The sequence below is a fragment of the Paraburkholderia phenazinium genome (assembly GCF_900141745.1).
Lineage (GTDB): Bacteria > Pseudomonadota > Gammaproteobacteria > Burkholderiales > Burkholderiaceae > Paraburkholderia > Paraburkholderia phenazinium_B.
Window position 1 is genome coordinate 1,457,508 of record NZ_FSRM01000001.1, and the last position, 24,289, is coordinate 1,481,796.

Below are 24,289 nucleotides of genomic sequence, written 5' to 3' on the forward strand. Positions count from 1 at the left end.
TCGCGCATTCAATTGTCGCTCGCGAGACGGCGGGGTGGCGGTGCACTGCGCGAAACCTTTCCTCAGATTAAATTTCGTGCCATATGGTTTGGCCGGCGGCACATTTGCCCGCGCGACCCCTGCAGGCCCGGAAACTGCTCACAATGAATTTGGTCGATGAAGTGAGGGGTTGGAGTTTTCTGTCTCGCAGTCTGATTCGGGAGGTCACCATGAGCATCTTTTCTTACCGAAAGCACTTGCGGTTCTTGACTCATTCGCAGCGGCGCCGCTGGTGGGATCAAAAAAAGCGCCTGACGCCACGTGTCAAAATCAGCGGTGCCTATGTGCCGCCGAATGTCATACGCGAATTTACCTACGTCAAGGTGGGTTAAAAGATTTGCCCCTATGGGTAAAAAATGCCCGGCCATGAGCCGGGCATTTTCGTTTTGTGAGCGGCGATGCGCTTTGAGCGTTATGTGTTTGTTTCGGTCAGCCTTCAACCTGGACGTGATTGAAGTGAATTTGTAATTAAAGATTACCGCTGCTGGGGATTTCCCAGACTGCTGGCCAGTAAAAGTGGCGTTTGCCGATGGGTGATCCGGCGCAAACCCTTGGTTTCCGAGATGTTGCGGGTAGGGTGTGCAAGAGAGCTCTCGCGTTTACCCGTTGCGGCGAATTACGGCTCGTCTACACCGATTGCAATTTGCAACAAATGCGAACAGCTATGCGGGTCCTTTTTCGATACATTCAATTCCATAGCATGCATGTCATGCGACACGGTCATCCGGCCGCGCTTGGAGAAGAAAAGTGAAAAAGATCATTCCGCTTGTTGTTGCCGCTGCGCTTGGTGTTGGCTTTGCCTCTGCTGCCGAGGCGCATGTGTCCGTTGGTATCGGGATTGGCATTCCGGTGGCTCCGGCCTATCCGGTTTATGCCGCGCCGCCGCCGGTGTACTACGCACCGCCGCCCGTCTATGCTCCGCCGCCGGTCGTTGTGGTGGGTGGCGGCTACGGCTACTACGGTCACCCGTACTACCATCGTGGATACTACGGGCGTGGTTATTATGGTCACGGCGGCTATGGCCACGGTGGCTATCACCACTATTGATAAACGCGCTCCCGGGATGCGTCGCAGTTTGACTTCGACGTAGCTCGTGGCTCGAATATTTATCGAAGGTTGGTGAAACAGCTAAACGGCGTGATGCGGGCTCGGTTGCCTGCATCACGCCGTTTTCATTTGCGCGGCGCTACGCCTCTTTTGCGAATTCGTTGGATATCCGGCGAGGTGCTGACGTCGCCGTCCTGCATTCCATAGTGCGGCTGAAGCTGGGAGAATGCCTGCTTATTTCACCGCTCTGGAGTGTCCCGCCAATGCAAGTGCTTCCCGCTCCCACATATGTCGATGTCGTCGATGCCGCTGCGCGGCTCGAGGGCGTCGCGCATCGCACGCCGGTTCTGACGTCCACCACGGCCAACGAACGGACCGGTGCGTCGATTTTCTTCAAATGCGAAAATTTTCAGCGCATGGGTGCGTTCAAGTTTCGCGGTGCCTATAACGCGATCTCGCACTTCGACTACGTGCAGCGGGACGCCGGCGTCGTGACGTTTTCGTCGGGCAATCACGCTCAGGCGATTGCACTGTCGGCACGTCTCGCGGGAATCCACGCAACGATTCTCATGCCGCACGACGCGCCTGCGGCGAAGGTCGCCGCCACCCAGGGCTACGGCGGTGAAGTGATCATTTACGACCGCTATAAAGAGAACCGCGAAGAGATCGGCCGGCGCCTCGCGAAAGAGCGCGGCATGACGCTGATCCCGCCGTACGATCATCCGCATGTCATCGCAGGGCAGGGCACGGCGGCGAAAGAACTGTTCGAGGAAACCGGTCCGCTCGATCTGCTGTTTGTGTGTCTCGGCGGCGGCGGATTGCTTTCCGGCAGCGCGCTCGCGGCAGCCGAGTTGAGTCCGCAATGCAAGGTGATCGGCGTCGAGCCGGAGGCCGGCAACGATGGCCAGCAATCGTTGGCGCGCGGCGAGATCGTGCACATCGACGTGCCGCAAACCATCGCCGATGGCGCCGCGACTCCACACCTGGGCGCTTACACGTTCCCGATCATCCAGCGTCTGGCGGAGCAGATTGTGACGGTGACGGATGCGCAACTGGTCGAGACGATGCGCTTTTTCGCGCAGCGCATGAAGATCGTTACCGAGCCGACGGGTTGCCTCGCCGCGGCCGCCGTGATGAACGGCATTGTCCCGGTGAAGGGCAAGCGGGTTGGCGTGCTGATCAGCGGCGGCAATGTGGATCTGGCGCGCCTTGCGCAGTTTCTTGCGTGACTAAAGGGCTAAGCCACGCGCCTAATTCACGGTCCGACGAGCGCACCTAACTACAGACCCAGTTCGCCCCACAACGTGTCGATACGCTGCTTCACCGCAGCGTCCATCTCGATGGGGCGGCCCCACTCGCGATCAGTTTCGCCCGGCCATTTGTTGGTGGCGTCGAGACCCATCTTCGAACCGAGTCCCGCTACCGGCGAGGCGAAATCCAGATAGTCAATCGGTGTGCGATCCACCAGCACCGTATCGCGCACCGGATCGATACGCGTCGTGATGGCCCAGATCACCTCTTTCCAGTCGCGGATATTCACGTCCTCGTCGACCACGACGATGAACTTCGTGTACATGAATTGTCGCAAGAAACTCCACACGCCGAACATCACTCGTTTGGCATGGCCGGGGTAACTTTTCTTCATCTGCACGATGGCCATCCGGTAGCTGCAGCCTTCGGGCGGGAGATAGAAGTCGGTGATTTCGGCAAACTGCTTCTGCAGCAACGGCACGAACACTTCATTGAGTGCGACGCCGAGCACGGCCGGTTCATCGGGCGGTTTGCCGGTGTAAGTGGAGTGGTAGATTGCGTCGCGTCGCATCGTGATGCGCTCGACGGTGAACACCGGGAACCACTCCTGTTCGTTGTAGTAGCCAGTGTGATCGCCGTAGGGACCTTCGAGCGCGTGTTCATAGGTAGCGCTCGCACCTTTCGAGGGCCGCGGCGGCGCACCTGCGGGAGCCGGCGCAGGCGCGCCTTCCTGCGGATAGATAAACCCTTCCAGAACGATCTCCGCGCGCGCCGGCACTTGCAGCGTGTCGACGCCGGGCGTGATGCACTTCGCGAGCTCGGTGCGGCCGCCACGCAGCAGGCCGGCGAACTGGTATTCCGAGAGCGTATCGGGCACCGGCGTGACCGCGCCGAGGATGGTGGCCGGATCGGCGCCGAGCACGACAGCGACCGGATACGGTTTGCCGGGATTCTGCAGCGCGAACTCGCGGAAATCGAGCGCGCCGCCGCGATGCGCAAGCCAGCGCATGATGAGTTTGTTACGCCCGATCAGCTGCTGGCGATAAATGCCTAGATTTTGGCGGCTCTTGTTTGGGCCGCGCGTAACGGTCAGTCCCCAGGTGATCAGCGGGCCGGCGTCGCCCGGCCAGCAGGTCTGGATCGGCAGCTTTGCGAGATCCACATCGGTGCCTTCCCAGACGATTTCCTGGCAAGGCGGGCTGCTTACAGTCTTCGGCGCCATGTCCCAAACTGCCTTGGCGAGCGAGAACAGTTTGCCGGCGTCCCTGAGGCCCTTGGGCGGCTCCGGCTCCTTGAGGGCGGAGAGCAGACGCCCGACGTCGCGCAGCGACTCCAGTGCCGCGCTATCGCCGTCCTGTTCGCCTGAGTTGATGCCCATGCCAAGCGCAACCCGCCGCGGCGTGCCGAACAGGTTGCCGAGCACCGGGAACGCGTGGCTTTGCCGGCTCTCAAACAACAACGCCGGGCCGCCGGCGCGCAGCACGCGGTCGCACAGTTCGGTCATTTCCAGGATGGGCGAAACGTTTTGCGGGATACGGCGCAGCTCGCCTAGCGTTTCGAGACGGCCGACGAAGTCGCGCAGGTCTTTGTATTTCATCTGGTCGGGATTGGGGCCGCGCAGCGCGGCGGGAAAGTGGGGCGCGACAGGCAATCGCCGCGCAGGATCGATTGTCGATTTTACCTGCGTTGGTTACCGTACGTTGCGGACCGAAAACTGTAACTGACCCAAGAGGCGCGCAGCGCGCGGCTTTCCACACGCTGAACACTGTTCGTTATTACAATTAGTTATACATTTGCCCGTCTATAGTGTTGACGATCTATTAAACCCTGCTAGAATCCGGTCACATTGGTTGCAGGGCGTGAACCTTTTTACCTCCGCCCCCGGTCCTTACGACGCAACGCGTCACCGCTTACCGACCCCCCTGCACGGTATTTGACGGTCTTTTTTGCAGTCCTCGCCAGCGCAATCTGACGCTGGTTTTTCGCGTGGGAGCCTCTGCGTGCGTGTTTTTTAAGCACGGCGCCGAGCAGTTTCGAGATGGCTCCCCACCGACGGTTTATGCCGTATTCCCGACGCCGCAGCTGCCCTAACCAGAGCACGCGACGTCTTGACTCTGCGAACGTGATTTGATGCCGGCTCGACCGGTGGGGTTCGCAGAGCATGCAAGATGGGAGATCTGAATGAACGCCTGGTTATCGTGGCGTCCCGACGAACGACTTGCGCAAGGCTTACGCGCAGTCTTACGTCGCGGTACGCGTATGAGTCATCATCTGTTCAGCATTGTTGGCGGTTCCGCCATCCTGCTGGCAGTCGCGCTGTGGCTGATGCCGACCTGGCGCGGCACCCTGGCCGCAAAGTTGATGCCGGTCATTTCCGCTGCTGTGCAGGCCGGCCCCGCCCGTCTGTTGCAGGGCAATCCGCTACCGTCGTTCGCGCCCTCCGGGGTGTCGTCGTCCGACGATTCGCTGTCCGCCAATTCCGTTGGCGGCGACGTCAGCAACGGCGCTACCAGCAGCAACACAAGCTATGACGGAGCCTTTGACGGCAGTGGCACCAGCGGCCTCAGCGTCGCAGCTGTCAACACGCTAGACCCGCATTCCGTGCAAAGCATCAGCGCGCTGGCGCACCTGATTCCTTCGCAACGCGTTGCCGCTGACGCACGTGACGACCGCGTGCTGGTCTCGACGCGCGAGCAGGATCTGGTGGCGAACTACCTGGCGCGGCGCTATCACGTCGCTCAGGAACCGGTCAGCGAACTCGTGAAGGCTGCGTTCGATACCGGCCGTGAAGTCGGCCTCGACCCGCTGCTGCTGCTCTCCGTGATGGCGATCGAATCGGGTTTCAACCCGTATGCCGAAAGCGGTGTAGGCGCGCAGGGTCTGATGCAGGTGATGTCGAAGGTACATTCGGACAAATTCCAGTATTTCGGCGGCCAGAGTGCCGCACTCGATCCGTTCGCCAACATCAAGGTTGGGGCGCTCGTGCTCAAGGATTGCATCGCACGCGGCGGCTCGCTGCCGGGCGGACTGCGTCTCTACGTGGGTTCCAGCACCCAGGACGACGGCGGCTACGGCGCTAAGGTGGTGGCTGAGCGCGGTCGTCTGCGTGACGTGGCGCGCGGCCGCAAGGTGCCGATCAACGCACCGCAAGCGCCGGTTACGACAACCGCGTCAGTGACGCCGGCGCCGGCTGCGGGAGCAGCTCCGGCCAAGCGTGTTCAGGTGACGCTCGATGCAGCGCATCCGTTGACTGCCACGACGCCGGTGAAGGCCCCCGAGCAGGATGACGCCGAGACTGCGACTAAGCATGCAGCGTCGCCGGAGCTGGGCGCCTGAAGTCGTAAAAGCAAAGCAGGACCAAAAGGAAAGGCACCCGAGGGTGCCTTTTTTTATGGTCTGACGCTGACGCTGGGCAGAATCAAAAGAATCCGCGCAGGCGCTCGACCGCCTCTTCGAGCTTCGAATACGCCGTGGCGTAAGACAGGCGGATATACGAGCGCGGCGCGTGATTGCCGAAATCCATCCCCGGCACCAGCACGACGCCTGCGTCGTGCAGCATGGCTTTGGTGAGTGCCGCGCTGTCGCCAGCTGCAGCGTGGGTCACATGAGTGCAATCCGCGTAGACGTAGAACGCGCCGTCCGGCATCACCGGCACTGAGAAGCCGAGCGTTTCGAGCGCCGGGACGATGAAGTCGCGCCTGCGCTTAAACTCCAGGCGGCGTGCTTCGTAGATTGCCAGGGTGTCCGGTTCGAAGCAGGCGAGTGCCGCGTGCTGGGCCAGCGCCGACGCACAGATAAACAGGTTTTGCGCGAGCTTCTCGAACGCGCCCACCAGCGACGGCGGCACAACGAGCCAGCCGAGACGCCAGCCGGTCATGTTGAAGTACTTCGAGAAACTGTTGACGGTGATCACATCGTCGCCGTACGACAAAGCCGAAACCGGCGGCGCGCCGTAGCTCAGGCCTTGATAGATCTCGTCGACAATCGTGAAGCCGCCGCGCGCACGAACTGCCTCGACGATGCGCTTCAATTCCGCGGTCTCGATAGACGTGCCGGTGGGGTTGGACGGCGACGCCAGCAGCACACCGCGCGTCCGTTCGTTCCATAGGCTTTCGACGTCAGCTGCGGTCAACTGGAAGCGCTCCGCAGGACCGCTCGGCACCAACACGGGTTTGCCTTCCATGGCGGCAACAAAGTGCCGGTTGCACGGATAGCACGGATCGGGCATCAGCACTTCATCGTCGCGGTCGACCAGCGCCGCGCACGCCAGCAGCAATGCAGCCGAAGCGCCCGCGGTGACCACGACGCGCGCCGGATCGACGCTGATGCCATAGGCCTGCGCATAATGCCCGGCGATCGCCTCGCGCAGCGAGTGCAGGCCAAGCGCGCTGGTGTATTGCGTGACGCCACGGCGCATCGCGTTCGCGGCCGCTTCGATGACCGGCTCGGGCGCAGTGAAATCGGGCTCGCCGATTCCCATATGGATGATGTTGCGTCCTTCGCGCTCCAGCAGGGCGGCTTCTTTCGCCAGCTCCATCACATAGAAAGGCTGGATGGCGTCGACGCGTGCAGCAAGCCGCACCAGTGGTTCGGTCACGGAGTTCATACAGGCATCTTATTGCTTGCGGTTGGCCTGGGTTTCGGCAACGCGCAACTGCGCCGACAGCTTGTCCAGCACGCCGTTGACGTACTTGTAGCCGTCCGCGCCACCAAACGTCTTGGCGAGTTCGACGGCCTCGTTGATCACAACCCGGTACGGAATATCGACGTGATTCTTCAGCTCATACGCTGCGACGAGCAGCACCGCACGCTCGACCGGCGAGAGCTGGTCGATGGGGCGGTCGAGGCACGGCGTGAGGTCGGCCGACAGTGCTTCCGAGTCGCGGATCACGCCGTGCAGCAGCGCGTTCAGATGCTCGAGATCGGCCTTGTCGAATCCTTGCGCGCCGCGCAGCTGCGCGTCGATCTCGCCGCCGGGCGCGCCCGACAGCAGCCACTGATACAGCCCCTGCGTGGCCAGTTCGCGGGAACGTCGGCGAGCGCTCTTCATGCCTGTGCCTCTTCGTCGTCCTCGTCTTCTTCCTCGTCGTCATCGTCGCCGCCGAGCTGCTCGAGCGCGACCGCGAGGTTCGCCATTTCGACGGCCACGCGTGCAGCGTCGCGACCCTTTTCGGTCATGCGTGCGACAGCCTGCTCGTCGGTTTCGGTCGTCAGCACGGCGTTCGCCACCGGAATGCCGAAGTCGAGGCCGACGCGCGTGATGCCGGCGCCGCTTTCGTTCGACACCAGTTCGAAGTGGTATGTCTCGCCGCGAATCACCGCGCCGAGCGCGATCAGTGCGTCGAATTGCGCGCTTTCAGCGAGCTTTTGCAGCGCCAGCGGGATTTCCAGTGCGCCGGGCACCGTGACGAGCAGTACGTCTTCGCCGGTAACGCCAAGGCGTTCGAGTTCTTCGATGCATGCATCCGCGAGGCCATTGCAGACGGGCTCGTTAAAGCGCGCCTGGACGATGCCGATACGCAGTCCGTCGCCGTCGAGGTTCGGTTGGTATTGTCCGATTTCCATAGTGAGTCCGTAGTGTGTTTGAGTGAGCGCCAGGGCGCGTGAATGGTCGGATCAGGCTTGCGTTGCGAGTGCCGGTCAGGGCGTCTGCGGCGCCTGGGAAGGGCAGCCCGGCATCGGCACGAAGCCTGTGACTTCGAGACCGTAGCCCGACATGCTGCCCAGCTTGCGCGGGTTCGACAGCACCTGCATCTTGCCGACACCGAGTTCGCGCAAAATCTGCGCGCCGATGCCGTAGGTTTTGAAGTCGACCGGACGGCGCTTCAGCGCATCGGCCTTGTCCTTCGAATCGAACGCCTTGAAGACGTCGATCAGATGATCTTTTGAGTCGCCGCAGTTCAGCAGCACGACCACGCCGAGATCACGTTGGGCGATTTCTTTCATCGCGGCGTCGAGCGTCCACGAATGGGTCGACGCGCCGACTTCGAGCAGATCTAGCACCGATAGCGGCTCGTGCACCCGCACCGGCGTTTCCTGGTCCGGCGTGGGCTTGCCGCGCACCAGTGCGATATGCGGCTGGCCACTCGGCTGGTCGAGGTACATCACCGCGCGGAACGGGCCGTGCGCGGTCTGCATGGTGCGCTCGCAGATGCGCTCGACGATCGATTCCGTGCGGCTGCGGTAATGGATCAGATCGGCGATCGTGCCGATTTTCAGCTTGTGTTCCTCGGCGAACGCGATCAGGTCCGGCAGGCGCGCCATCGTGCCGTCGTCCTTGATGATCTCGCAGATCACCGCGGCGGGCGTCAGCCCCGCGAGCGCCGTGAAATCGCAGCCGGCCTCGGTATGGCCGGCGCGCACCAGCACGCCGCCGGGCTGGGCCATGATCGGAAATACGTGACCAGGCTGAACGATATGCTCGGGCCGTGCGTCGTGCGCGACGGCGGCGAGGATCGTGCGGGCCCGGTCGGCCGCCGAAATGCCCGTGGTGACGCCTTCAGCTGCTTCGATGCTGACCGTGAAGGCCGTGCCGTACTGGGTGCCGTTGCGGTATGTCATCAGCGGCAGGTTCAGCTGCTTGCAGCGCTCCTGCGTCAGCGTCAGGCAGACGAGGCCGCGGCCGTAGCGGGCCATGAAGTTGATCGCTTCCGGCGTGACGAATTCGGCCGCAATCACGAGGTCGCCCTCGTTTTCGCGGTCTTCTTCGTCGACGAGTATCACCATCCGGCCGGCTTTCAGTTCGGCGATGATCTCAAGGGTGGAGGCGAGCGTCATGGTGGCGAGAATTTCGGGAAAGCGCGTATTTTACGCCACGCGCGGGTCCGCGTCGTTGCGGCGAATGGGATAGTCCGTTTGGCGGGTGGCGGCACGGGCTGAAAGGTGCTGTAAAGCGGCGAGCCTGGTCGGGACATTGCCCGCGCCGTCTTAGGTAGACTGTGGTCTTACCTGGTCACAAGTCGAATCAACATGTCATTTTTCGGAATTGGTATTCACGTCATCATTGCGCTGTTTTTTGCTGTGCATGTGGTGCGCACTAACCAGAATATGTACTGGCTGTTGCTGCTGTTCGCCTTCCCGCTGCTCGGCAGCCTGGTGTATCTCTTTGCAATCTATCTGCCGAGCCTGCGCCAGTCGCGCAGCGGCCGGGCCGCTACGCGCGCCATTTCGCAACTGGTGGATCCCAATCGCGCGGTGCGCGAGGCGCGCGATAACTTCGATCGTGCGCCTACCGTCGAGCATCGGATGCGGCTTGGTGCGGCGTTGCTGGAGGCCGGGCAGCCTGGCGAAGCACTGCAGCACTATCAGGCTGCGGCGAGCGGTCCGTTTGCCACGGATCCCGCGCTGTTATTGGGCATGGCAAAAGCGCAATTCTCAGTTGGCCAGCATGCGGCGGCGGACGCCAGCCTCGCGCGGCTGTTCGAAGCCAATCCGCAGGCGCGTCAGCAGCCCGAGCCGGCCTTGCTCTATGCGCGGACCCTCGCTGCGCTCGATGCACCCGGCACGCGCGCCGCGTTCGAGCAATCGCTGGCCTGTGCAAGCGATGCGGCGCCGCGATGTCTGTTTGCCGACTGGCTGGTAAAGCAAGGCGATCAGGCGGATCGTCAACGGGCCATGAGCCTGTACGCAGATATTGCGCAGGACGCAAGGCACTGGCCGAGACATGCGAAGGAGCACAACCGCGAATGGTTGCAGCGCGCCCAGGCCGCGTTGGCTGCGGCGCCCTCACGGTGATAACGAGAGGGCGCCGGCTAGCAGGATCAGCCGGGGACCAAAAATAAATGGACACCGTCGTGGCAAGGTCGCCAAGGGTGTCCATGTCCAGGTACTGACAAAGCCAGGCCTGGTATCAGCTTGTTCAGACTGACCGGCCGCCAGAGAGCGGCCGGTTCACCCGCTTAGAACTTGTGGGTGATGCCGAAGATACCGGCGAGCTGGTGCTTGTCAGCCGAGAAGGCGCTGCCGTTCAGGTCGGCAACGGCTGCCTTGCCTGTCGAGTCGATACCCGAAGCCGTTTCGTAGAAGCCGATCGCATACAGCGACGTGCGCTTCGACAGCGAGTAGATTGCGCCCAGGTTGAACTGGTTGTACTTCGCGCTGCCCACGTTGTCCGCGCCGCCATTGTGCGTGTAGATATACGCGCCTGCCAGCAGCAGAGCCGGGTTCACCTGGTACTTCAGGTTGATTTCACCCGAGTTGAACGTTGCCGTACCGCCCTCGTACTTCGGAGCGGCGATCGCACCGACGGCCGTGACCGAACCCAGGTTCTGGAATTGCGTGTTCGAGTACAGCAGGCCGATAGTTGCCGGTCCGAGTGCGTACGAACCGCCCGCCACGATGATCTGCTGCGAACCCGCCGAAGCGTAGCCGCCGAAGATCTTGTTGTTCATGTTGTCGTTTGCGCTCGACGAAACCGCGGTCGACGGTGTCGACGAATTGCCCTGGTTGCCGAAGAACGAGTAGTACGGATCCTTCACGAACGTATAGCCTGCGCCGAGGCTGATCGGGCCATTCGAGTAAGCGATTGACGCGTCCCAGATTGAGTTCTGCGAGAAGTTGCCTGCCACACCGCCCAGGCTGTACAGCAAGCCCACTTGCAGACCGTTGTAGTTCGGGCTTTCGTACTTGAGCGAGTTCTGGATACGGTTCGACGTATCGACGTTATCGACGTCGCTTGCGCGCGTGCCGTAGCCGAGGCCCGAAGCGGCCCAGTCGGCGCCCGACGCGAAGTTGGCGGTGTAGTCATTGCTGACCGAGTACTGACGGCCGGCCGTCAACGTACCGAACTGCTTGCTGCTCAAACCGACGAATGCTTTACGGCCGAATTCCAGGCCACCTTGGGACAGTGCGCCCGTGCCCGTGGTGTAGCCGTTTTCCAGGTCGAAGATCGCCGACAGACCGCCACCCAGGTCTTCTGTGCCTTTCAGGCCCCAGCGCGACGAGGTTGCTTGCGAGAGTGCGTACTCGTGCAAGCCTTTGACGTTGTTGTTGATGAGGATACCTGTGTCGACGATGCCGTACAGGGTCACGCTGCTTTGTGCGTGTGCAGCGCCGGCAAATGCGCCGAGCGCCAGAAGAGCCACCGAGGTCTTTTTCATTTTCATCTGTCTTTCACGTGTTGTTAGAGGATGGATCTATCGCTCGCATAACGAACGTGATCCATTCGTGTCGGTCACCCGATGCGCGTATCACAAGTCATACGCTGTGAGATTCGCACTCCGATCAACCTGTCGAGAGCAAGAACGAACCTTGTAGAGCGGTTCTCGCCGGTCCCGCCGGGCTCGCGGGACACGCATGCTTTCAGGCCCGAGTGATGCTGACGTCGCCAGATTAAAGTTCGGTGAAAGCAGTTCAAACCCGATTGTTTCGCGTTGTAAAACCAATGCGATGTCTCATTCTTGCAACGCTTGCAACAAAATCGGCGTCGTGTCGCGGCGTGGTAAGCGCGATGAAAGGCGTAGGGCCGCATGCAGCGACCCGCGGCATGAGCGCCTGGATGAGGGCTGATTCGTAGTCGTTGCGAACGCAACGAAATCAGAAGCGCTAGGTTATACGGCCCGCGCGAGAGGCTTATCCGGTTCCGCCAGGCGGATGTCCACCGGACCGATGCCGCAGATGGCGATGGTCGCCGGCCCTGCTTCGCCGCGTGGGACACCGTCGTAATGCCAGGTGCGAGCAATGCGCCGCACGAAGGTGCCGGCTGGCACCGGGACTGTATGTGCGGGATCGAAGTCCGCACCGCTGTTGATCCACCAGGTGCCGGACAACACCACGCAGAGACGATCCGAGGCGTAGCTGTGCGGCGCGCTCATGTAGCCAGGGTGCCAGCGTAACAGTGCGTAATAGATGCCTTGCTTCGACGGATTGCTGTAGAGGAACGCGCTTTCGACGCTCTGCGGTGGGGCGCCGTCCTGCGGGGTGAATTTGATATCGCCGGGCAGTGTGTACAGGGTCTGATTGGTATCGATCGGACTGGCTTCGGCTCCTCCGGTCAATAGCAACGGGGCGATCCCTCCCAGCATTGCTAATAGTTCGCGTCGGCTCATGTTGTTTCCCGCCATCGAGACTCTCCTTGTTGTTCAGGGGTGCCCGTCGTGCCACGTCGCGCGTTGAATCACGGCAGGGCGAAGAACACTATAGGACAGGCTGAAAAGGACAAGAGAGTGGCTTGGCCTGATTCCATTGCCGCCATGCCAACTATAGTTATACGACGACATACAACAAAAATGAGATTGGCCTGAGTTCTTTGTTTGCCAGGGAATTGCCTACATAGAGATAAGCATATCCCTAGAACAGCTGTGTGACGTCCCTAGCAGAAAATTCCAGCAAGCTGAAACGTGGGTAAACACCGACTATCCACGCTTTACTTCGAGCTAAACGGTGAGATACGATGACCGACAATTTCAGGTGGTTGGTTGACGTATTGATGGTCTGAGCGCGAGTAACGGCCCGGAAGCCCGGTTGCGCATGCCAACACGCGTGACGCAGCTGTACTAGTACGTGGTCGGCGCGTTCCAGATTGGCCACACGATCATGCAACCGGTTTGCGGCCTGGTGATCGTGTCGGCGGTTTTGCGCACCAGATGATTTCGGCTCTCGTCAGCACACTGAGTCCATACGAGCACTGATCGGAAACAGACTCGCATTGGCGTTGATTTTTCGATCTTGCAGAAAAGAAAAAATAATCAGGTTAACGAAATAGTAGTGGCATTCAACCGGAGATCTTGAGATGAGTATCAAACGAGCAGTGCTTTACAGAGGTGTGGTGACAGGACTTTGTGCGGCAGTCTCGTCGGGTGTTCCGATGGTCGCGCAGGCCCAGAGCAGCGTGACGTTGTATGGCGCTATCGATAATGCGATTGCCTACAGCAGCAACCAGAAGGGCAACCACAACATCTACCTGACCCAGGGCGCCCTGAACGCGAGTAAATTCGGCTTCCTCGGTTCGGAAGATCTGGGTGGCGGCCTGTCGACGATCTTCCGGCTCGAAGCCGGCTATAACTCGTTGACGGGTGCCTCCGGCTCGTCAGGCTACATATTCAACCGCCAGGCCTACGTGGGTTTTAACGATCAGCAGTACGGCACGCTGACGGTAGGTCGCCAGTACACTCCGTACTTCAACTTCGTGGGCGCGCTAGGTCCGACGGGTTATCTGACGGGGGCGACCGGCGCACATCCGGGCGACCTCGACGCACTCGACACCACCTTGCGCTTCAACAATTCCCTGACCTACACGTCGCCGCTGATCAGCGGTCTGCAAGGCAGTGTGCAGTACGGTCTGGGCGGTGTGGCGGGCGATTTCACGGAAGGCAATACGCTGAGCGCGGCGCTCAAATACGAGATGGGCGGTTTCAGGGCCGCGGTGGGCTACATCCGGCTGAACGATCTCTCCACCAGCACGGCGCTGGGTACCGTCGCCGACAACTCGCCTGTCAACGTTGCGTACGCAAGCGCCGAAAGCAACCAGATGCTAGCCGCGGCGGCCACGTACAAGTTCGGTGGTGCGATGGTCGGGTTGAACTACTCGAACGTGGTGTATCGCCCGGGTACCGTGTCGGCTTTCAAGCAGACGGCCGTGTTCAACACCTACGGCGCGATCGCAACCTACCAGCTGACGCCAGCAATCGCCCTGGCAGGCGGGTACAGCTACACGCGGGCCAGCGAATCGAACGGCATCTCGGATTCGGCGCGCTATAACCAGGTCTCGTTCGAACAGACCTATTCGTTCTCGAAGCGGACCTGCATCTACTTCCTCGAGGCTTATCAGCACGCAAGCGGGGACGCGCTGGCGTCGAACGGCACTTCGATTGTCAGCGCGGTGGCAGTGGTCGGCGATTCGCAAAACACCACGCCTTCGTCGGGACCCACGCAGTTTGTCGGGACTATCGGCCTGCGTCATTTCTTCTGATTGGAATTTGAGGAAGTGCGCATGAAGTGACCGGATCGGCGCCATCTGTCTGTGCTCCCTATCCGGGACTCACGTAGGTATCGCCGACCATCAGGTGCACGATCTCATCGCCATTGGTCTGCCCGACCTGACGCTCGCCGGCCACTTCGCCACGCCGCAGCACGACGATGCGATCCGCGATTGCAAAGATATCGTGCAGATTGTGCGAGATCAGGATCACGGACACGCCTTGCGTCTTCAGCGTCGCAATCAGTTCCATGACCTTGCGCTGCTCGGGCACGCCGAGCGCGGCGGTGGGCTCATCCATGATAAGCACGCGGGCGTTCCAGTAAATGGCCCGGCCTATTGCAATGGCCTGGCGCTGGCCGCCTGAGAGCATCTTCACAGGACCGCCGAGCTTGCGTTCGGGAATCACGATGTCGAGGCGCTCCAGCACCTCGCGCGCGACCTGCGCCATGCGAGGGCGGTCGATCACGTGGAAGCCGAGTTGCCTGCGTGTCGGTTCGCGTCCAAGGAAGATATTGCTGCCCACGTCGAGGTTGTCCGCGAGCGCGAGATCCTGATAGATCGTCTCGATCCCTTGAGCGCGCGCGTCTTGCGGATCACGCAATTGCAACGGCGCGCCGTCGAACAGCAGCTCGCCCTGATCGGCCCGGTACACGCCCGAGATGATCTTGATCAAAGTCGACTTGCCCGCGCCGTTATCGCCGGCAAGCGCCAGTACTTCGCCCGGCATCAGCTGCAGCGACACGTTCCTGAGCGCCTCGACACCGCCAAAGCGGATCGAGATGTCGCGTACCTCAAGGATGGGCGTGCTCATTGCGCACCTCCGAGACGGTCCTTGTACTGATCGATCAGCACCGACAGGATGATGACGATGCCCACCACGATGAATTGCCAGAACGCGTTGACGTCGATAAACACCAGGCCGAACTGGATCACCGCGATGATCAGCGCACCGATCAGCGTCCCGACAACATTGCCCGTCCCACCGAACAGGCTCGCGCCACCGATCACCACTGCAGCGATCGAATCGAGCAACATCGGCTCGCCGGCGTTGGCTGCGCCTGCAGCAAAACGCGCCGTATAGATGATCCCACCGACCGCGGCGAACGCTGCGGCGATCACATACACCACGAGCAGATGACGTTTGACATTGATCCCCGCCCGCACCGCGGACTGCGGATTGCCACCGATCGCGTACGTATACTGACCGAAGCGCGTTTTCGAGAGCAGCAGATGCATGATGACCAGCAACACGGCAGTGAGCAACACCGGCGTCCAGCCGGCGCCGAGCCAGACGAGGCCGGGGTTGTCCACTGAGACCGTCATGCCGCTGCCGGCAGCGAGAAAGCCTGCACCGCGCGCCACGCCGTACATGCCGAGCGTGCCGATAAAAGCCGGCACGCGCAGCCACGCAATCAGCACACCGTTGACGAGACCTGGAATCAGGCAGACCACAACGGTGAGCGGGATAGACAGGAGCAGGATCCATGGCGAGCCGTTGCCGAACAATGTGAACTGCGCGACGCAGACGGCCGCGAGTCCCATCACGAAGCCCGCGGACAGATCGATGCCGGCCGTGATGATCACGAAGGTCTGGCCAATGGCCAGAAGCAGCGGGGCAGCGGCGGCGAGACCGATCGATTGCAGGTTGTAGGCGTTCAACACAAACGACCGATGTGCCGACACCTGCGCATACACCTCGAAAAAGACCAGCAAGGCGGCGAGGAACAGCCACGGCCATAGCTTGGTGATCAGCGCGATCCGGTCGAGACGCGAGTTATCCATGAAGTGATCCGCTTTATCAGGAGCAATGCCAGGAGCAAAAACCCGCATGCGCTGCAGCGCACGCGGGACGATCTACGACTCCAGCCGGCCTGCTTTGGCTAGTTCGAATAGATGTATTGCTGCATGTCGGGCTGGTCGATATTGTTCTTGTCGAGAACTTCGAAACCCGTGCTCTTGAGGGTGGGGATTTTCTTGCCGTGAATCACGTCGGCGGCGAACTTGACGCCGTAATAGCCGATCTCGTCCGGGCGCTGGGCAATCGCGATGTCGACGAGTCCGCTCTTGATCTGCTTGTCGATGCCCGGAACCGCGTCGAATACGACGACTTTCACCACGCCTTGCTTGCCGGCTGCCTTAACGCCTTGGGCCGCACCGCTGCCCGAGAAGGTGTTGGCGCCGAACACGCCGGCCAGACCCGGATTGCGCGCCAGAACCGCGGCGACGTGAGCAGCAGCCTGGTTCGCGTCGTCTTCGTTATAGAGGGTTTGCAGCACGGTGATATTCGGGTGCTTCTTCATCTCGTCCGCGAAACCTTCAGCACGCGCGTCGGTGCTTGAAATACCCGGCTTGTTGTTTTCGCAATAGACCGTGCCCTTGTCGCCGATTGCTTTGGCAAGTGCGCGCGCAGCCACGCGGCCGCCTTCCAGATTGTCCGAAGCGATATAGGACAGCGGGAAATCCGCATCGCCCTTGCCGGTCTGGTAATGGCCATCGCCGATATAGGTGTCGACGGTAATCACCTTGATGCCGGCGTCGGCGGCCTCTTTGAGCGGTCCGATCAGCTGTTGCTTGTCGACTGGGGAAATCAGCAGGACATCAGGATGCTTGGCGATAAATGCCTTGAGAATCGGCACCTGCTCACTGGTGTTCCATTCTTTGGGAACCTGAAACAGCAATTCGACGTTCTCTTCCTTGGCGGCCCGCTCGGCGCCGCGATGCATTGTGAAGTAGAACGGATCAACCACGCCGGGCAGGAGCGCCACCACTGGATGGGCAGCATCGGCGTGCGCCAGTCCCGACAGCGAACAAACGATGATCGTTGAGACGGCAACCATACAGCGGGAAACGAATCGCTTCATTTTGTCTTCCTCCAGTTTTTTTGAGTCCGACTTGCGACGCCCGAGTTCTTTTGACGCTCCATGGCGACGTTGATCGGCTGTTCGGCAGTATAGGCCCGGGGGATGCCGGTGGCCATGCGAATGACAATGTTGTTCGCGCGGAATCGGCATTGCAGGGCATGGGTCCGACGGGCACCCGGCGTCCGGCAGATGAGCCACGCAGCGCTCGCGGGCAAGGGGGGCTGCCCCAGCGTCGGCGGCTTCGAGCAAGGAAGTGAAGAGGTTCTAACCGTTGATCGGTGGTTGCCTGCGCGTAGTCATTGTGTTGACTTCGCGCGGGCAAGCGCACCTTCCGCCTACGACTTCGAGTTTTCGTAAAGCGTGTCGCGCGGGAAGAACATGCGCGGTTCGAAAGCAGGCATGATCACCGTCGCGCCTCGTGCGGTGACGTTGACATTGCAGGTCTGGTCAATCTGCTTGCCGCGCCGGTAAATGAACGCGCCCGGGCCGCCATCGCATTCGCTGGTGTGCTCCAGCAGGCGCAGTTCGCGTCCGTTCGAAATGGATCTCGTGATGACGAACCCGTCGGCATACGCTGCGGTTACACCGACCAGGGCGGCTATTCCGATTACGACTTTCGCAATCTTCATGATGGGATCTCCGGATTCGGCTGCGTGGCGCCGATGCCAATTTAACTATTTTAGACCGTCCCGCTTTCAAAATCCCACCTTCGATCCACGGCCGGGAGCCTTCAACGTCAGCGGCTGACGGACGTCCCGCAAGCGCTCGTTGTACGATATCGACCCAGAATCATGGGCAACGTCAGAGCGCTTTGCGCATGACGGCCCTGATCGCCAAGGCACCCACCGCTAACGAGGAGACAGTCGCATGATACGTACGAGAAAGCGCACAGCAGGTCTGATTGGCACAATCCTCGTTGCGGCCGCATGCGCCGTAGGACTGGTTGCCTGCGCATCGTCTCCGGTCAATCGCGCCGCGGTGCTGTCCGGCCCGATGTCGATTGCGAAACAGGGCAGCTTTTTCATAGGCGGACGTGACGTGCATTCGGACACGCTTTCGACGCTGCCGAACTACGTGGCCTCGGGCACCGTCACCGTCGACCAGATGTATGTTCATTACCAGGTTCCCACGAGCGCCAAGCCGGTGTCGCTGACGCTAATACATGGTTGCTGCCTGACGGGCATGACATGGGAGACGACGCCGGACGGGCGGATGGGGTGGGAGGAGTATTTCGTCCGGAACGGCTATCCGACGTATGTGATCGATCAGTCCGACCGCGGACGTTCGGCGACTGACATCAGCGCGATCAATGCCGCGCGCAGCGGCAAGGCGCCGGCTTCCCAGCTGCCGAACGTGTTCGCAGCGTCGCACGAATCGGCGTGGGCCATCTTCCGTTTCGGACCGAAATATCCGGAGACCTTCCCCGGCGAGCAGTTTCCCGTCGATGCGCAAGCGGCCCTTTGGCAGCAGATGGTGCCTGACTGGAGCCCGTCGGTCGGCGTGCCCAATCCGACCGTTCCGGCGCTTTCGCAACTTGCGATCCAACTCCGTCATACGGTGCTGATCAGTCACTCGCAGGCTGGCATTTACCCGTTCCAGACGGCGGCTATCAGTACGCAGGGTATTGCTGGCATCGTGTCCATCGAACCCGGCGAATGCCCGTCTGCGACCGGCGATCTCGCGCCGTACACCCGGCTGCCCATCCTCGTGCTGTTTGGTGACTATGTCGACCTGTCTCCTCGCTGGGCTCCGCGGCTCAAAAGCTGCCAGGTTTTCGTCGACGCGGTGGACCGTGCCGGCGGCCGCGCGCAGCTCGTGCTGTTGCCGAACGAAGGCATTCACGGCAATACGCACATGATGATGCAGGACCGGAACAACCTCGACGTCGCGGACTGGATCCTCAAGTGGATCGATACGCATGTGAGTGCGGCGGGGGCGTAAGGGGACGGGGACCGGGTCTTCGACGCTATTTTTTTAGGCGGCATATGCTGCGTCAATCGACTTCCACCTCAAGGAGTATCGCGATGACGCAATCCCTACACAGCCCGGCATCCCGTGAAGCGTTGACCGACACGATCATGGACGCGAAGCTGCGCAAAAACCTGACGTTCGAGCAGATCAACGAAGGCACCGGCCTCAGCCTCGCATTCGTTACCGCGGCGCTGCTCGGCCAGCATCCGCTGCCGGCCGATGCGGCCAAGGTGGTGGTCGACAAGCTCGAACTCGGCGAGGACGCGCTGCGTCTGCTGCAGGCCATTCCCGTGCGCGGCAGCATTCCGGGCGGCGTGCCGACCGATCCGACCATCTACCGCTTCTACGAGATCGTGCAGGTATATGGTTCGACGTTAAAGGCGCTGGTCCATGAAAAACTCGGCGACGGGATCATTAGCGCGATTAACTTCAAGCTGGACTTTCAGGTAATCGACGATCCTGAAGGCGGCAAGCGTGCCGTCATCACGCTGGACGGTAAATATCTGCCGACCAAGCCGTTCTGAGGGCCGCCCTAGCCGTCTTTGGCCAGACGGCTTTCCTCGTATTTATCGGGAGTGCGCGTTGCACCGCAATGCCACGTACTCCCCGGAATTCAGCCGTTTCGACCGAGTATGATACAAATGAGGGTTACGGGCGGTCAGGCACCGCTGATCCTTTCACGTCGCCCAGCATTCTCTCTAACTCGATTTAACGGTTTTTCCACATGAGCACAATCCTTGAAAGTCTTCCGACCGGCCAGAAAGTTGGCATCGCGTTCTCCGGCGGACTCGACACGAGTGCCGCGTTGCACTGGATGCGGATCAAAGGCGCCGTCCCATACGCGTACACGGCTAACCTCGGCCAGCCCGACGAAGACGACTACGATTCGATCCCGCGTCGCGCGATCCAGTACGGCGCAGAAGGGGCGCGGCTCATAGACTGCCGGGCTCAACTGGTCGCGGAAGGAATCGCCGCGCTGCAAGCCGGCGCGTTCCATATCTCGACCGCCGGCGTGACCTACTTCAACACGACGCCGATTGGCCGGGCTGTAACCGGCACGATGCTGGTCGCCGCAATGAAGGAAGACGGCGTCAACATCTGGGGCGACGGCAGCACCTATAAGGGTAACGACATCGAGCGGTTCTACCGCTACGGCCTGCTCGTCAATCCGGACCTGAAGATCTACAAGCCGTGGCTCGACCAGGCGTTCATCGACGAACTCGGCGGCCGCGCGGAAATGTCCGAGTTCATGCGCCAGTCGGGCTTCGAATACAAGATGTCGGCGGAAAAGGCGTATTCCACCGACTCGAACCTGCTCGGTGCGACGCACGAAGCGAAAGATCTCGAAAGCCTCGAAAGCGGCATCAAGATTGTCAATCCGATCATGGGCGTTGCATTCTGGCGCGATGACGTGCAGATCGCGAAAGAAGAAATCACGATCCGCTTCGAAGAAGGACGTCCAGTCGCGCTTAACGGCGTTCAGTACACGGATGCAGTCGAATTGCTGCTGGAGGCGAATCGCATTGGCGGCCGTCACGGTCTCGGCATGAGCGACCAGATCGAGAACCGGATCATCGAGGCGAAGAGCCGCGGCATCTACGAAGCACCGGGCCTCGCGCTGCTGTATATCGCGTACGAGCGTCTCGTTACGGGCATCCACAACGAAGATACCATCGAACAGTACCGCGAGAACGGCCGGCGTCTCGGGCGCCTGCTGTATCAGGGCCGCTGGTTCGACCCGCAGGCGATCATGTTGCGCGAAACGGCGCAGCGCTGGGTGGCACGCGCGATCACCGGCGAAGTCACGATCGAACTGCGCCGTGGTAACGACTACTCGATCCTGAGCACGAAGTCGCCGAACCTGACGTACCAGCCGGAGCGGCTTTCGATGGAGAAGGTTGAATCGACCTTCTCGCCGCGCGACCGGATCGGTCAACTGACGATGCGCAATCTCGACATCACGGATACGCGTGCGAAGCTGCTTATCTATTCGGACGTGGGGCTGCTTACGCCGGGTGAGGCGTTGGCGCTTCCGCAACTGAAGGACGATAAAGAGTAAGGCGGTATTGATCGCGGTCGGCCGGATGAGGATCCTCCTTCGTTCAGCCGTCTTTTGTGATTGGCAGGGCGCGACGAGTTACGCGTCGCGCCTAGCGAGGCCTTCAGGCTTGCAAGCCATCCAGAAGAGGTTGCAACAACACCTCAGCCGGGCGCCAACGCTGCAATGACGATCTGAAAAGCGGTTCGCGAACCTGCCGCGCACTCATGGTCAGGACCTGACGCCTCGTTTGATGAAACGCCATGCAGCGTTCATCCCATTCGAGCCCGCAATGGGCAAGCATCCGCCGCACGTTGCGCTCGAAATCATTGACCAGGTCCTCGTACTCCACTTCGAGCATGACGCCTTCGGGCAAGATGCTTCGCCAGTGCGCCATCAGTTCCTCATAAGCGCGGTAATAGCGGCCAAGTTCACCCAGGTCGTAGGCAAACGGAATACCGCCGAATAGCTTCGAATAGATCGATAGACAGTTTTCCACCGGGTCTCTGTGGATATGGATAAATCTGGCGTTCGGCAACGCGAGATGAATCACCCCCAGATAGATGAAGTTAAACAGGTATTTGTCGGTGATCCGCTGATAGTCTTGAGGATTACTGATAACTGCCTGAATACGGCGCAGGTAGTCGTGGCCAATTGAAGTCAATGGTGTGGCTGCGATTGTGCGCAGGGCGTCGATGTCTATCTTGCTGCCAGGGTGAATCCGTGTCTTCAATGCTTTTTCGAAGTCGGGACGTTCGCCGACTCCGAACACCTGCGGATGGCTGGCCAGGATCTGTTCGATCAGCGTTGAACCCGAGCGTGGCATGCCTACGATAAAGACCGGGGAGCGGGAGAGGGCGCCTGTGCCGCGATTGGCTTCCAGTAGCTCGGACGTTATCAGGCTCGGGATGCGTCTGAGCAGGTCGAGCGCGCCTTGTTCATCGTAGTCGATGCTGGCGCGATATAGGGCATTGGCGCGCCGGAAGTGTTCGAACGATTCCTCATGGTTGCCGTTGTCGTCCAGCGCCTGTGCGAGTGCGAAGTGCAGGTGCATCTGGTTAGTTGGCGATAGCGGGTCAACGCTTTTTACCCGAGCGGCCATGGAGACAACGCATGGATCGGTGACAGACAGACGCTTGCTCTGAGTCAGAAGCCGGTAATAGGAAAAATTCTCAGGGTCTATCGCGATGGCGCGCCGGAAATGCAGTTCCGCTCCGTCCATATCGCCCAACGACATGAGCGTTTTGCCTAGGTTGTTGTGTACCGCCGGAACGTCTGGCGCGAGTTCAAGTGCTTCGCGGACATGCTGCAGAGCCGCCTCCGGATCCCCCAGGTCATTCAGGACAGTCCCAAGATTGTTATGCGCCTCGGAATTGCCCGGATCAAGCTCAATTGCGTTGCGATAGTGGAGGGCAGCGTCCGATAGATTCCCGTCGAACTGAAGGGCCAGTGCCAGATGGTAATGCAGCATGGCGAAATCCGGCTGCCGCGCCAGTCCTTCGCGCGCGGTTTGAGCCGCGGCTGTGAACGCCTTCATCGTCAACTGGACGATGCACAGGCTGTTGTAGAACGCCGGATTGGGGAAGACGTTGATTGCGTGCGAAACCCATGCTTCGGCAGAAGCCTGCTCGTTCGCGTTGAAGGCGGCCAGGCCGCGTAGATGCAACGCGTCGGCATGTGAGGGATTGACGGCGATCAGACGCTCAAGCAACTGCGCTGCGGTGTTCAGGTCGCCGGACTGGTACGCCCGTTGACCTTCCTTGAACCAGACTTCGCAATATTGCTGTATCGAAACGGAATCCATGTCGAAGGCGTCGTCATCGTTTCGGTGGTTGAGGGGAAACGGACGGCACGATGGGGATCGTGGCCGCGATTGGTACGTGTTGGGAGTATATGAGATTGCTCACGCCGGGGTGATATAAAGCACCTGTCCGAGCGGCGTGATGGCAGCCAGAAACCAGTACAGGAAACAGGATGACTACCTCTATCAAACCTGCAGGTTGTATCGCCAGTAGTGTCTTGCTCGCATCGTTACTGAGCGCGTGTGCTACGGACCAGCCGCCAGTCTCTGTGCCCGGCCAGTACAGTGCGCAATCGCCGTTTCCCGGTGCTGAATGGACCCGTGTCGATCCTGCGACAGCAGGCTTCTCACAGGAAGGAATCGACCAGGCCGTCGCCTATGCAAAGCGGGAAGGATCGACCTCCGGCATGATTGTCCAGCACGGCCTTGTCGTCGCCCAATGGGGCGACGTTTCAAGGAAGTCGAATCTTCATTCAGCGCGCAAGAGTTTCGCGAGCGCCCTGATTGGCATTGCAGTCGCACGGGGCCAGATAAATCTTGACGAGACGTTGGCACAACTCGGTGTCGACGACAGCGAGCCATCCCTGACGCCAACCGAGAAGCAGGCAACCGTGCGTATGCTGCTCGAAGCGCGCTCGGGCGTTTATCACCCGACGGTGTATGAAACCGCTGGTATGGAGGCGTCCAAGCCACCGCGCTATAGCCATGCGCCGGGCACGTTCTGGTACTACAACAACTGGGATTTCAACACGGTTGGCGCGATCTACGAAAAGGCCACCGGACAGCGCATCTTCGACGCCCTGAAGACTGAGATCGCAAATCCGATCGGCATGCAGGATTATCGTCCTTCGGATGGGCACTACGTATCGGGCGGCCTTGCCACCCGGTATCCGGCTTATCCCTTCAACATGAGCGCTCGCGATCTGGCGCGCTTCGCCCTGCTGTATCTGCATGACGGCCGCTGGCGCGACCAGCAGATTGTTCCGGCAGCGTGGGTTGCCGAATCGACAGCCTCGTACTCCAACACCCCGACCGGCGGCTACGGATACATGTGGTGGACAAGTACGCCCGCAAGCGGCCCGCGTGGTCCGAAGGTGGCGCTGCTCAGGCCAACCTACTGGGCCGATGGTAGCCACGGCCAATATGCCGTCGTGGTGCCCTCGCTCGACCTGGTTGTCGTCAATCTGGTCGACGACCGGCTGACTTCAAAGAGCATGCACCAGCACAATATGGAGGAACTGGTGTGGCTTGCCGAATCCGCAGGCGGCGCGACGGACATTGGGCCGGAGCCGAGGGACGGCAAGCGCGACCTTGGAGCAGGAAGTGGAGCCTAAGGCGCAGGCTCGCTTTGTTCCGCGTGTCCC

22 protein-coding genes are annotated in these 24,289 nt (G+C 60.7%); 10 read left to right on the plus strand and 12 right to left on the minus strand.

Going from position 1 to position 24,289, the window contains the following annotated elements; genetic code table 11:
• Positions 1 to 209 precede the first annotated feature (209 nt).
• From BUS06_RS37770 to BUS06_RS06825, 3 genes are all read left to right on the plus strand, one after another.
• Complete coding sequence (locus BUS06_RS37770) at positions 210 to 371, plus strand: hypothetical protein (protein WP_167379372.1); 162 nt, start codon at positions 210 to 212, stop codon at positions 369 to 371.
• Between the two features lie 415 nt (positions 372 to 786).
• Entirely contained in the window at positions 787 to 1,086 is a 300-nt protein-coding gene (locus BUS06_RS06820) for a hypothetical protein (protein WP_074263591.1), read from the plus strand.
• 263 nt (positions 1,087 to 1,349) lie between these two features.
• Positions 1,350 to 2,315 (plus strand): threo-3-hydroxy-L-aspartate ammonia-lyase, encoded by a 966-nt coding sequence (locus tag BUS06_RS06825; protein WP_074263592.1) that lies wholly within the window; start codon positions 1,350 to 1,352, stop codon positions 2,313 to 2,315.
• 50 nt (positions 2,316 to 2,365) lie between these two features.
• Here BUS06_RS06825 and BUS06_RS06830 read toward each other — a convergent pair whose 3' ends face one another.
• Complete coding sequence (locus BUS06_RS06830; RefSeq protein ID WP_074265945.1) at positions 2,366 to 3,934, minus strand: UbiD family decarboxylase; 1,569 nt, start codon at positions 3,932 to 3,934, stop codon at positions 2,366 to 2,368.
• A 584-nt stretch (positions 3,935 to 4,518) separates the two neighbouring features.
• On the opposite strand from BUS06_RS06830, the gene BUS06_RS06835 reads away from it, so the two are divergent.
• A complete protein-coding gene (locus BUS06_RS06835) occupies positions 4,519 to 5,673 on the plus strand; it encodes a transglycosylase SLT domain-containing protein (protein ID WP_074263593.1) in 1,155 nt (384 codons plus the stop codon).
• Between the two features lie 82 nt (positions 5,674 to 5,755).
• Here BUS06_RS06835 and BUS06_RS06840 read toward each other — a convergent pair whose 3' ends face one another.
• From BUS06_RS06840 to ribBA, 4 genes are all read right to left on the minus strand, one after another.
• Positions 5,756 to 6,943: a pyridoxal phosphate-dependent aminotransferase gene (locus BUS06_RS06840; RefSeq protein ID WP_074263594.1), complete on the minus strand. Its 1,188-nt coding sequence runs from the start codon at positions 6,941 to 6,943 to the stop codon at positions 5,756 to 5,758.
• 9 nt (positions 6,944 to 6,952) lie between these two features.
• Positions 6,953 to 7,387 carry a transcription antitermination factor NusB gene (gene nusB, locus BUS06_RS06845; protein WP_074263595.1) on the minus strand — a complete coding sequence of 145 codons (435 nt, stop codon included), beginning with the start codon at positions 7,385 to 7,387 and terminating at the stop codon, positions 6,953 to 6,955.
• Positions 7,384 to 7,902: a 6,7-dimethyl-8-ribityllumazine synthase gene (gene ribH, locus BUS06_RS06850; RefSeq protein WP_074263596.1), complete on the minus strand. Its 519-nt coding sequence runs from the start codon at positions 7,900 to 7,902 to the stop codon at positions 7,384 to 7,386. Before ribH ends, nusB begins: the two co-directional genes overlap by 4 nt.
• A 75-nt stretch (positions 7,903 to 7,977) precedes the next feature.
• Entirely contained in the window at positions 7,978 to 9,114 is a 1,137-nt protein-coding gene (ribBA, locus tag BUS06_RS06855) for a bifunctional 3,4-dihydroxy-2-butanone-4-phosphate synthase/GTP cyclohydrolase II (protein ID WP_074263597.1), read from the minus strand.
• Between the two features lie 192 nt (positions 9,115 to 9,306).
• Here ribBA and BUS06_RS06860 point away from each other — a divergent pair, with 192 nt between their 5' ends.
• Positions 9,307 to 10,071, plus strand: a complete 765-nt coding sequence (locus tag BUS06_RS06860; protein WP_074263598.1) for a tetratricopeptide repeat protein — start codon at positions 9,307 to 9,309, stop codon at positions 10,069 to 10,071.
• Positions 10,072 to 10,235: 164 nt separating this feature from the next.
• Here BUS06_RS06860 and BUS06_RS06865 read toward each other — a convergent pair whose 3' ends face one another.
• Together BUS06_RS06865 and BUS06_RS06870 are read right to left on the minus strand one after the other, a co-directional pair.
• Entirely contained in the window at positions 10,236 to 11,435 is a 1,200-nt protein-coding gene (locus BUS06_RS06865) for a porin (RefSeq protein WP_074265946.1), read from the minus strand.
• 450 nt (positions 11,436 to 11,885) lie between these two features.
• Positions 11,886 to 12,398, minus strand: coding sequence for a cupin domain-containing protein (locus BUS06_RS06870; protein WP_074263599.1), 513 nt, complete (start codon positions 12,396 to 12,398; stop codon positions 11,886 to 11,888).
• A 668-nt stretch (positions 12,399 to 13,066) separates the two neighbouring features.
• Here BUS06_RS06870 and BUS06_RS06875 point away from each other — a divergent pair.
• Positions 13,067 to 14,245 (plus strand): porin, encoded by a 1,179-nt coding sequence (locus tag BUS06_RS06875; protein ID WP_074263600.1) that lies wholly within the window; start codon positions 13,067 to 13,069, stop codon positions 14,243 to 14,245.
• Between the two features lie 58 nt (positions 14,246 to 14,303).
• Here BUS06_RS06875 and BUS06_RS06880 read toward each other — a convergent pair whose 3' ends face one another.
• The 4 genes from BUS06_RS06880 to BUS06_RS06895 all read right to left on the minus strand — a co-directional run bounded on the left by BUS06_RS06880 (position 14,304) and on the right by BUS06_RS06895 (position 17,744).
• On the minus strand, positions 14,304 to 15,065 hold the full coding sequence (locus BUS06_RS06880) for an ATP-binding cassette domain-containing protein (RefSeq protein WP_074263601.1): 762 nt from the start codon (positions 15,063 to 15,065) through the stop codon (positions 14,304 to 14,306).
• Positions 15,062 to 16,036 (minus strand): ABC transporter permease subunit, encoded by a 975-nt coding sequence (locus BUS06_RS06885; protein ID WP_083611355.1) that lies wholly within the window; start codon positions 16,034 to 16,036, stop codon positions 15,062 to 15,064. The genes BUS06_RS06880 and BUS06_RS06885 overlap by 4 nt, the downstream gene beginning before the upstream one ends.
• Before the next feature lie 98 nt (positions 16,037 to 16,134).
• Positions 16,135 to 17,364, minus strand: a complete 1,230-nt coding sequence (locus tag BUS06_RS06890) for an ABC transporter substrate-binding protein (RefSeq protein ID WP_217272798.1) — start codon at positions 17,362 to 17,364, stop codon at positions 16,135 to 16,137.
• An 86-nt stretch (positions 17,365 to 17,450) separates the two neighbouring features.
• Entirely contained in the window at positions 17,451 to 17,744 is a 294-nt protein-coding gene (locus BUS06_RS06895; RefSeq protein WP_074263604.1) for a hypothetical protein, read from the minus strand.
• A gap of 238 nt (positions 17,745 to 17,982) precedes the next feature.
• On the opposite strand from BUS06_RS06895, the gene BUS06_RS06900 reads away from it, so the two are divergent.
• The 3 genes from BUS06_RS06900 to argG all read left to right on the plus strand — a co-directional run bounded on the left by BUS06_RS06900 (position 17,983) and on the right by argG (position 21,145).
• Positions 17,983 to 19,056, plus strand: a complete 1,074-nt coding sequence (locus BUS06_RS06900; RefSeq protein WP_074263605.1) for an alpha/beta hydrolase family protein — start codon at positions 17,983 to 17,985, stop codon at positions 19,054 to 19,056.
• A gap of 83 nt (positions 19,057 to 19,139) precedes the next feature.
• A complete protein-coding gene (gene cynS / locus BUS06_RS06905; RefSeq protein ID WP_074263606.1) occupies positions 19,140 to 19,610 on the plus strand; it encodes a cyanase in 471 nt (156 codons plus the stop codon).
• 200 nt (positions 19,611 to 19,810) lie between these two features.
• Positions 19,811 to 21,145 carry an argininosuccinate synthase gene (argG, locus tag BUS06_RS06910; RefSeq protein WP_074263607.1) on the plus strand — a complete coding sequence of 445 codons (1,335 nt, stop codon included), beginning with the start codon at positions 19,811 to 19,813 and terminating at the stop codon, positions 21,143 to 21,145.
• 103 nt (positions 21,146 to 21,248) lie between these two features.
• Here the strand turns inward: argG and BUS06_RS06915 are convergent, their stop codons facing one another.
• Complete coding sequence (locus BUS06_RS06915) at positions 21,249 to 22,928, minus strand: sulfotransferase family protein (protein WP_083611356.1); 1,680 nt, start codon at positions 22,926 to 22,928, stop codon at positions 21,249 to 21,251.
• A gap of 170 nt (positions 22,929 to 23,098) precedes the next feature.
• On the opposite strand from BUS06_RS06915, the gene BUS06_RS06925 reads away from it, so the two are divergent.
• On the plus strand, positions 23,099 to 24,259 hold the full coding sequence (locus BUS06_RS06925) for a serine hydrolase domain-containing protein (protein ID WP_083611357.1): 1,161 nt from the start codon (positions 23,099 to 23,101) through the stop codon (positions 24,257 to 24,259).
• Positions 24,260 to 24,289 lie beyond the last annotated feature (30 nt).

What these genes read in the sequence shown, in the direction of transcription:
- BUS06_RS37770 (WP_167379372.1), top strand. Translation starts at nt 210, where the DNA reads ATGAGCATCTTTTCTTACCGAAAGCACTTGCGGTTCTTGACTCATTCG.
- BUS06_RS06825 (WP_074263592.1), top strand. Translation starts at nt 1,350, where the DNA reads ATGCAAGTGCTTCCCGCTCCCACATATGTCGATGTCGTCGATGCCGCT.
- BUS06_RS06830 (WP_074265945.1), bottom strand. Translation starts at nt 3,934, where the DNA reads ATGAAATACAAAGACCTGCGCGACTTCGTCGGCCGTCTCGAAACGCTA.
- BUS06_RS06835 (WP_074263593.1), top strand. Translation starts at nt 4,519, where the DNA reads ATGAACGCCTGGTTATCGTGGCGTCCCGACGAACGACTTGCGCAAGGC.
- BUS06_RS06840 (WP_074263594.1), bottom strand. Translation starts at nt 6,943, where the DNA reads ATGAACTCCGTGACCGAACCACTGGTGCGGCTTGCTGCACGCGTCGAC.
- nusB (WP_074263595.1), bottom strand. Translation starts at nt 7,387, where the DNA reads ATGAAGAGCGCTCGCCGACGTTCCCGCGAACTGGCCACGCAGGGGCTG.
- ribH (WP_074263596.1), bottom strand. Translation starts at nt 7,902, where the DNA reads ATGGAAATCGGACAATACCAACCGAACCTCGACGGCGACGGACTGCGT.
- ribBA (WP_074263597.1), bottom strand. Translation starts at nt 9,114, where the DNA reads ATGACGCTCGCCTCCACCCTTGAGATCATCGCCGAACTGAAAGCCGGC.
- BUS06_RS06860 (WP_074263598.1), top strand. Translation starts at nt 9,307, where the DNA reads ATGTCATTTTTCGGAATTGGTATTCACGTCATCATTGCGCTGTTTTTT.
- BUS06_RS06865 (WP_074265946.1), bottom strand. Translation starts at nt 11,435, where the DNA reads ATGAAAAAGACCTCGGTGGCTCTTCTGGCGCTCGGCGCATTTGCCGGC.
- BUS06_RS06870 (WP_074263599.1), bottom strand. Translation starts at nt 12,398, where the DNA reads ATGGCGGGAAACAACATGAGCCGACGCGAACTATTAGCAATGCTGGGA.
- BUS06_RS06875 (WP_074263600.1), top strand. Translation starts at nt 13,067, where the DNA reads ATGAGTATCAAACGAGCAGTGCTTTACAGAGGTGTGGTGACAGGACTT.
- BUS06_RS06880 (WP_074263601.1), bottom strand. Translation starts at nt 15,065, where the DNA reads ATGAGCACGCCCATCCTTGAGGTACGCGACATCTCGATCCGCTTTGGC.
- BUS06_RS06885 (WP_083611355.1), bottom strand. Translation starts at nt 16,036, where the DNA reads ATGGATAACTCGCGTCTCGACCGGATCGCGCTGATCACCAAGCTATGG.
- BUS06_RS06895 (WP_074263604.1), bottom strand. Translation starts at nt 17,744, where the DNA reads ATGAAGATTGCGAAAGTCGTAATCGGAATAGCCGCCCTGGTCGGTGTA.
- BUS06_RS06900 (WP_074263605.1), top strand. Translation starts at nt 17,983, where the DNA reads ATGATACGTACGAGAAAGCGCACAGCAGGTCTGATTGGCACAATCCTC.
- cynS (WP_074263606.1), top strand. Translation starts at nt 19,140, where the DNA reads ATGACGCAATCCCTACACAGCCCGGCATCCCGTGAAGCGTTGACCGAC.
- argG (WP_074263607.1), top strand. Translation starts at nt 19,811, where the DNA reads ATGAGCACAATCCTTGAAAGTCTTCCGACCGGCCAGAAAGTTGGCATC.
- BUS06_RS06915 (WP_083611356.1), bottom strand. Translation starts at nt 22,928, where the DNA reads ATGGATTCCGTTTCGATACAGCAATATTGCGAAGTCTGGTTCAAGGAA.
- BUS06_RS06925 (WP_083611357.1), top strand. Translation starts at nt 23,099, where the DNA reads ATGACTACCTCTATCAAACCTGCAGGTTGTATCGCCAGTAGTGTCTTG.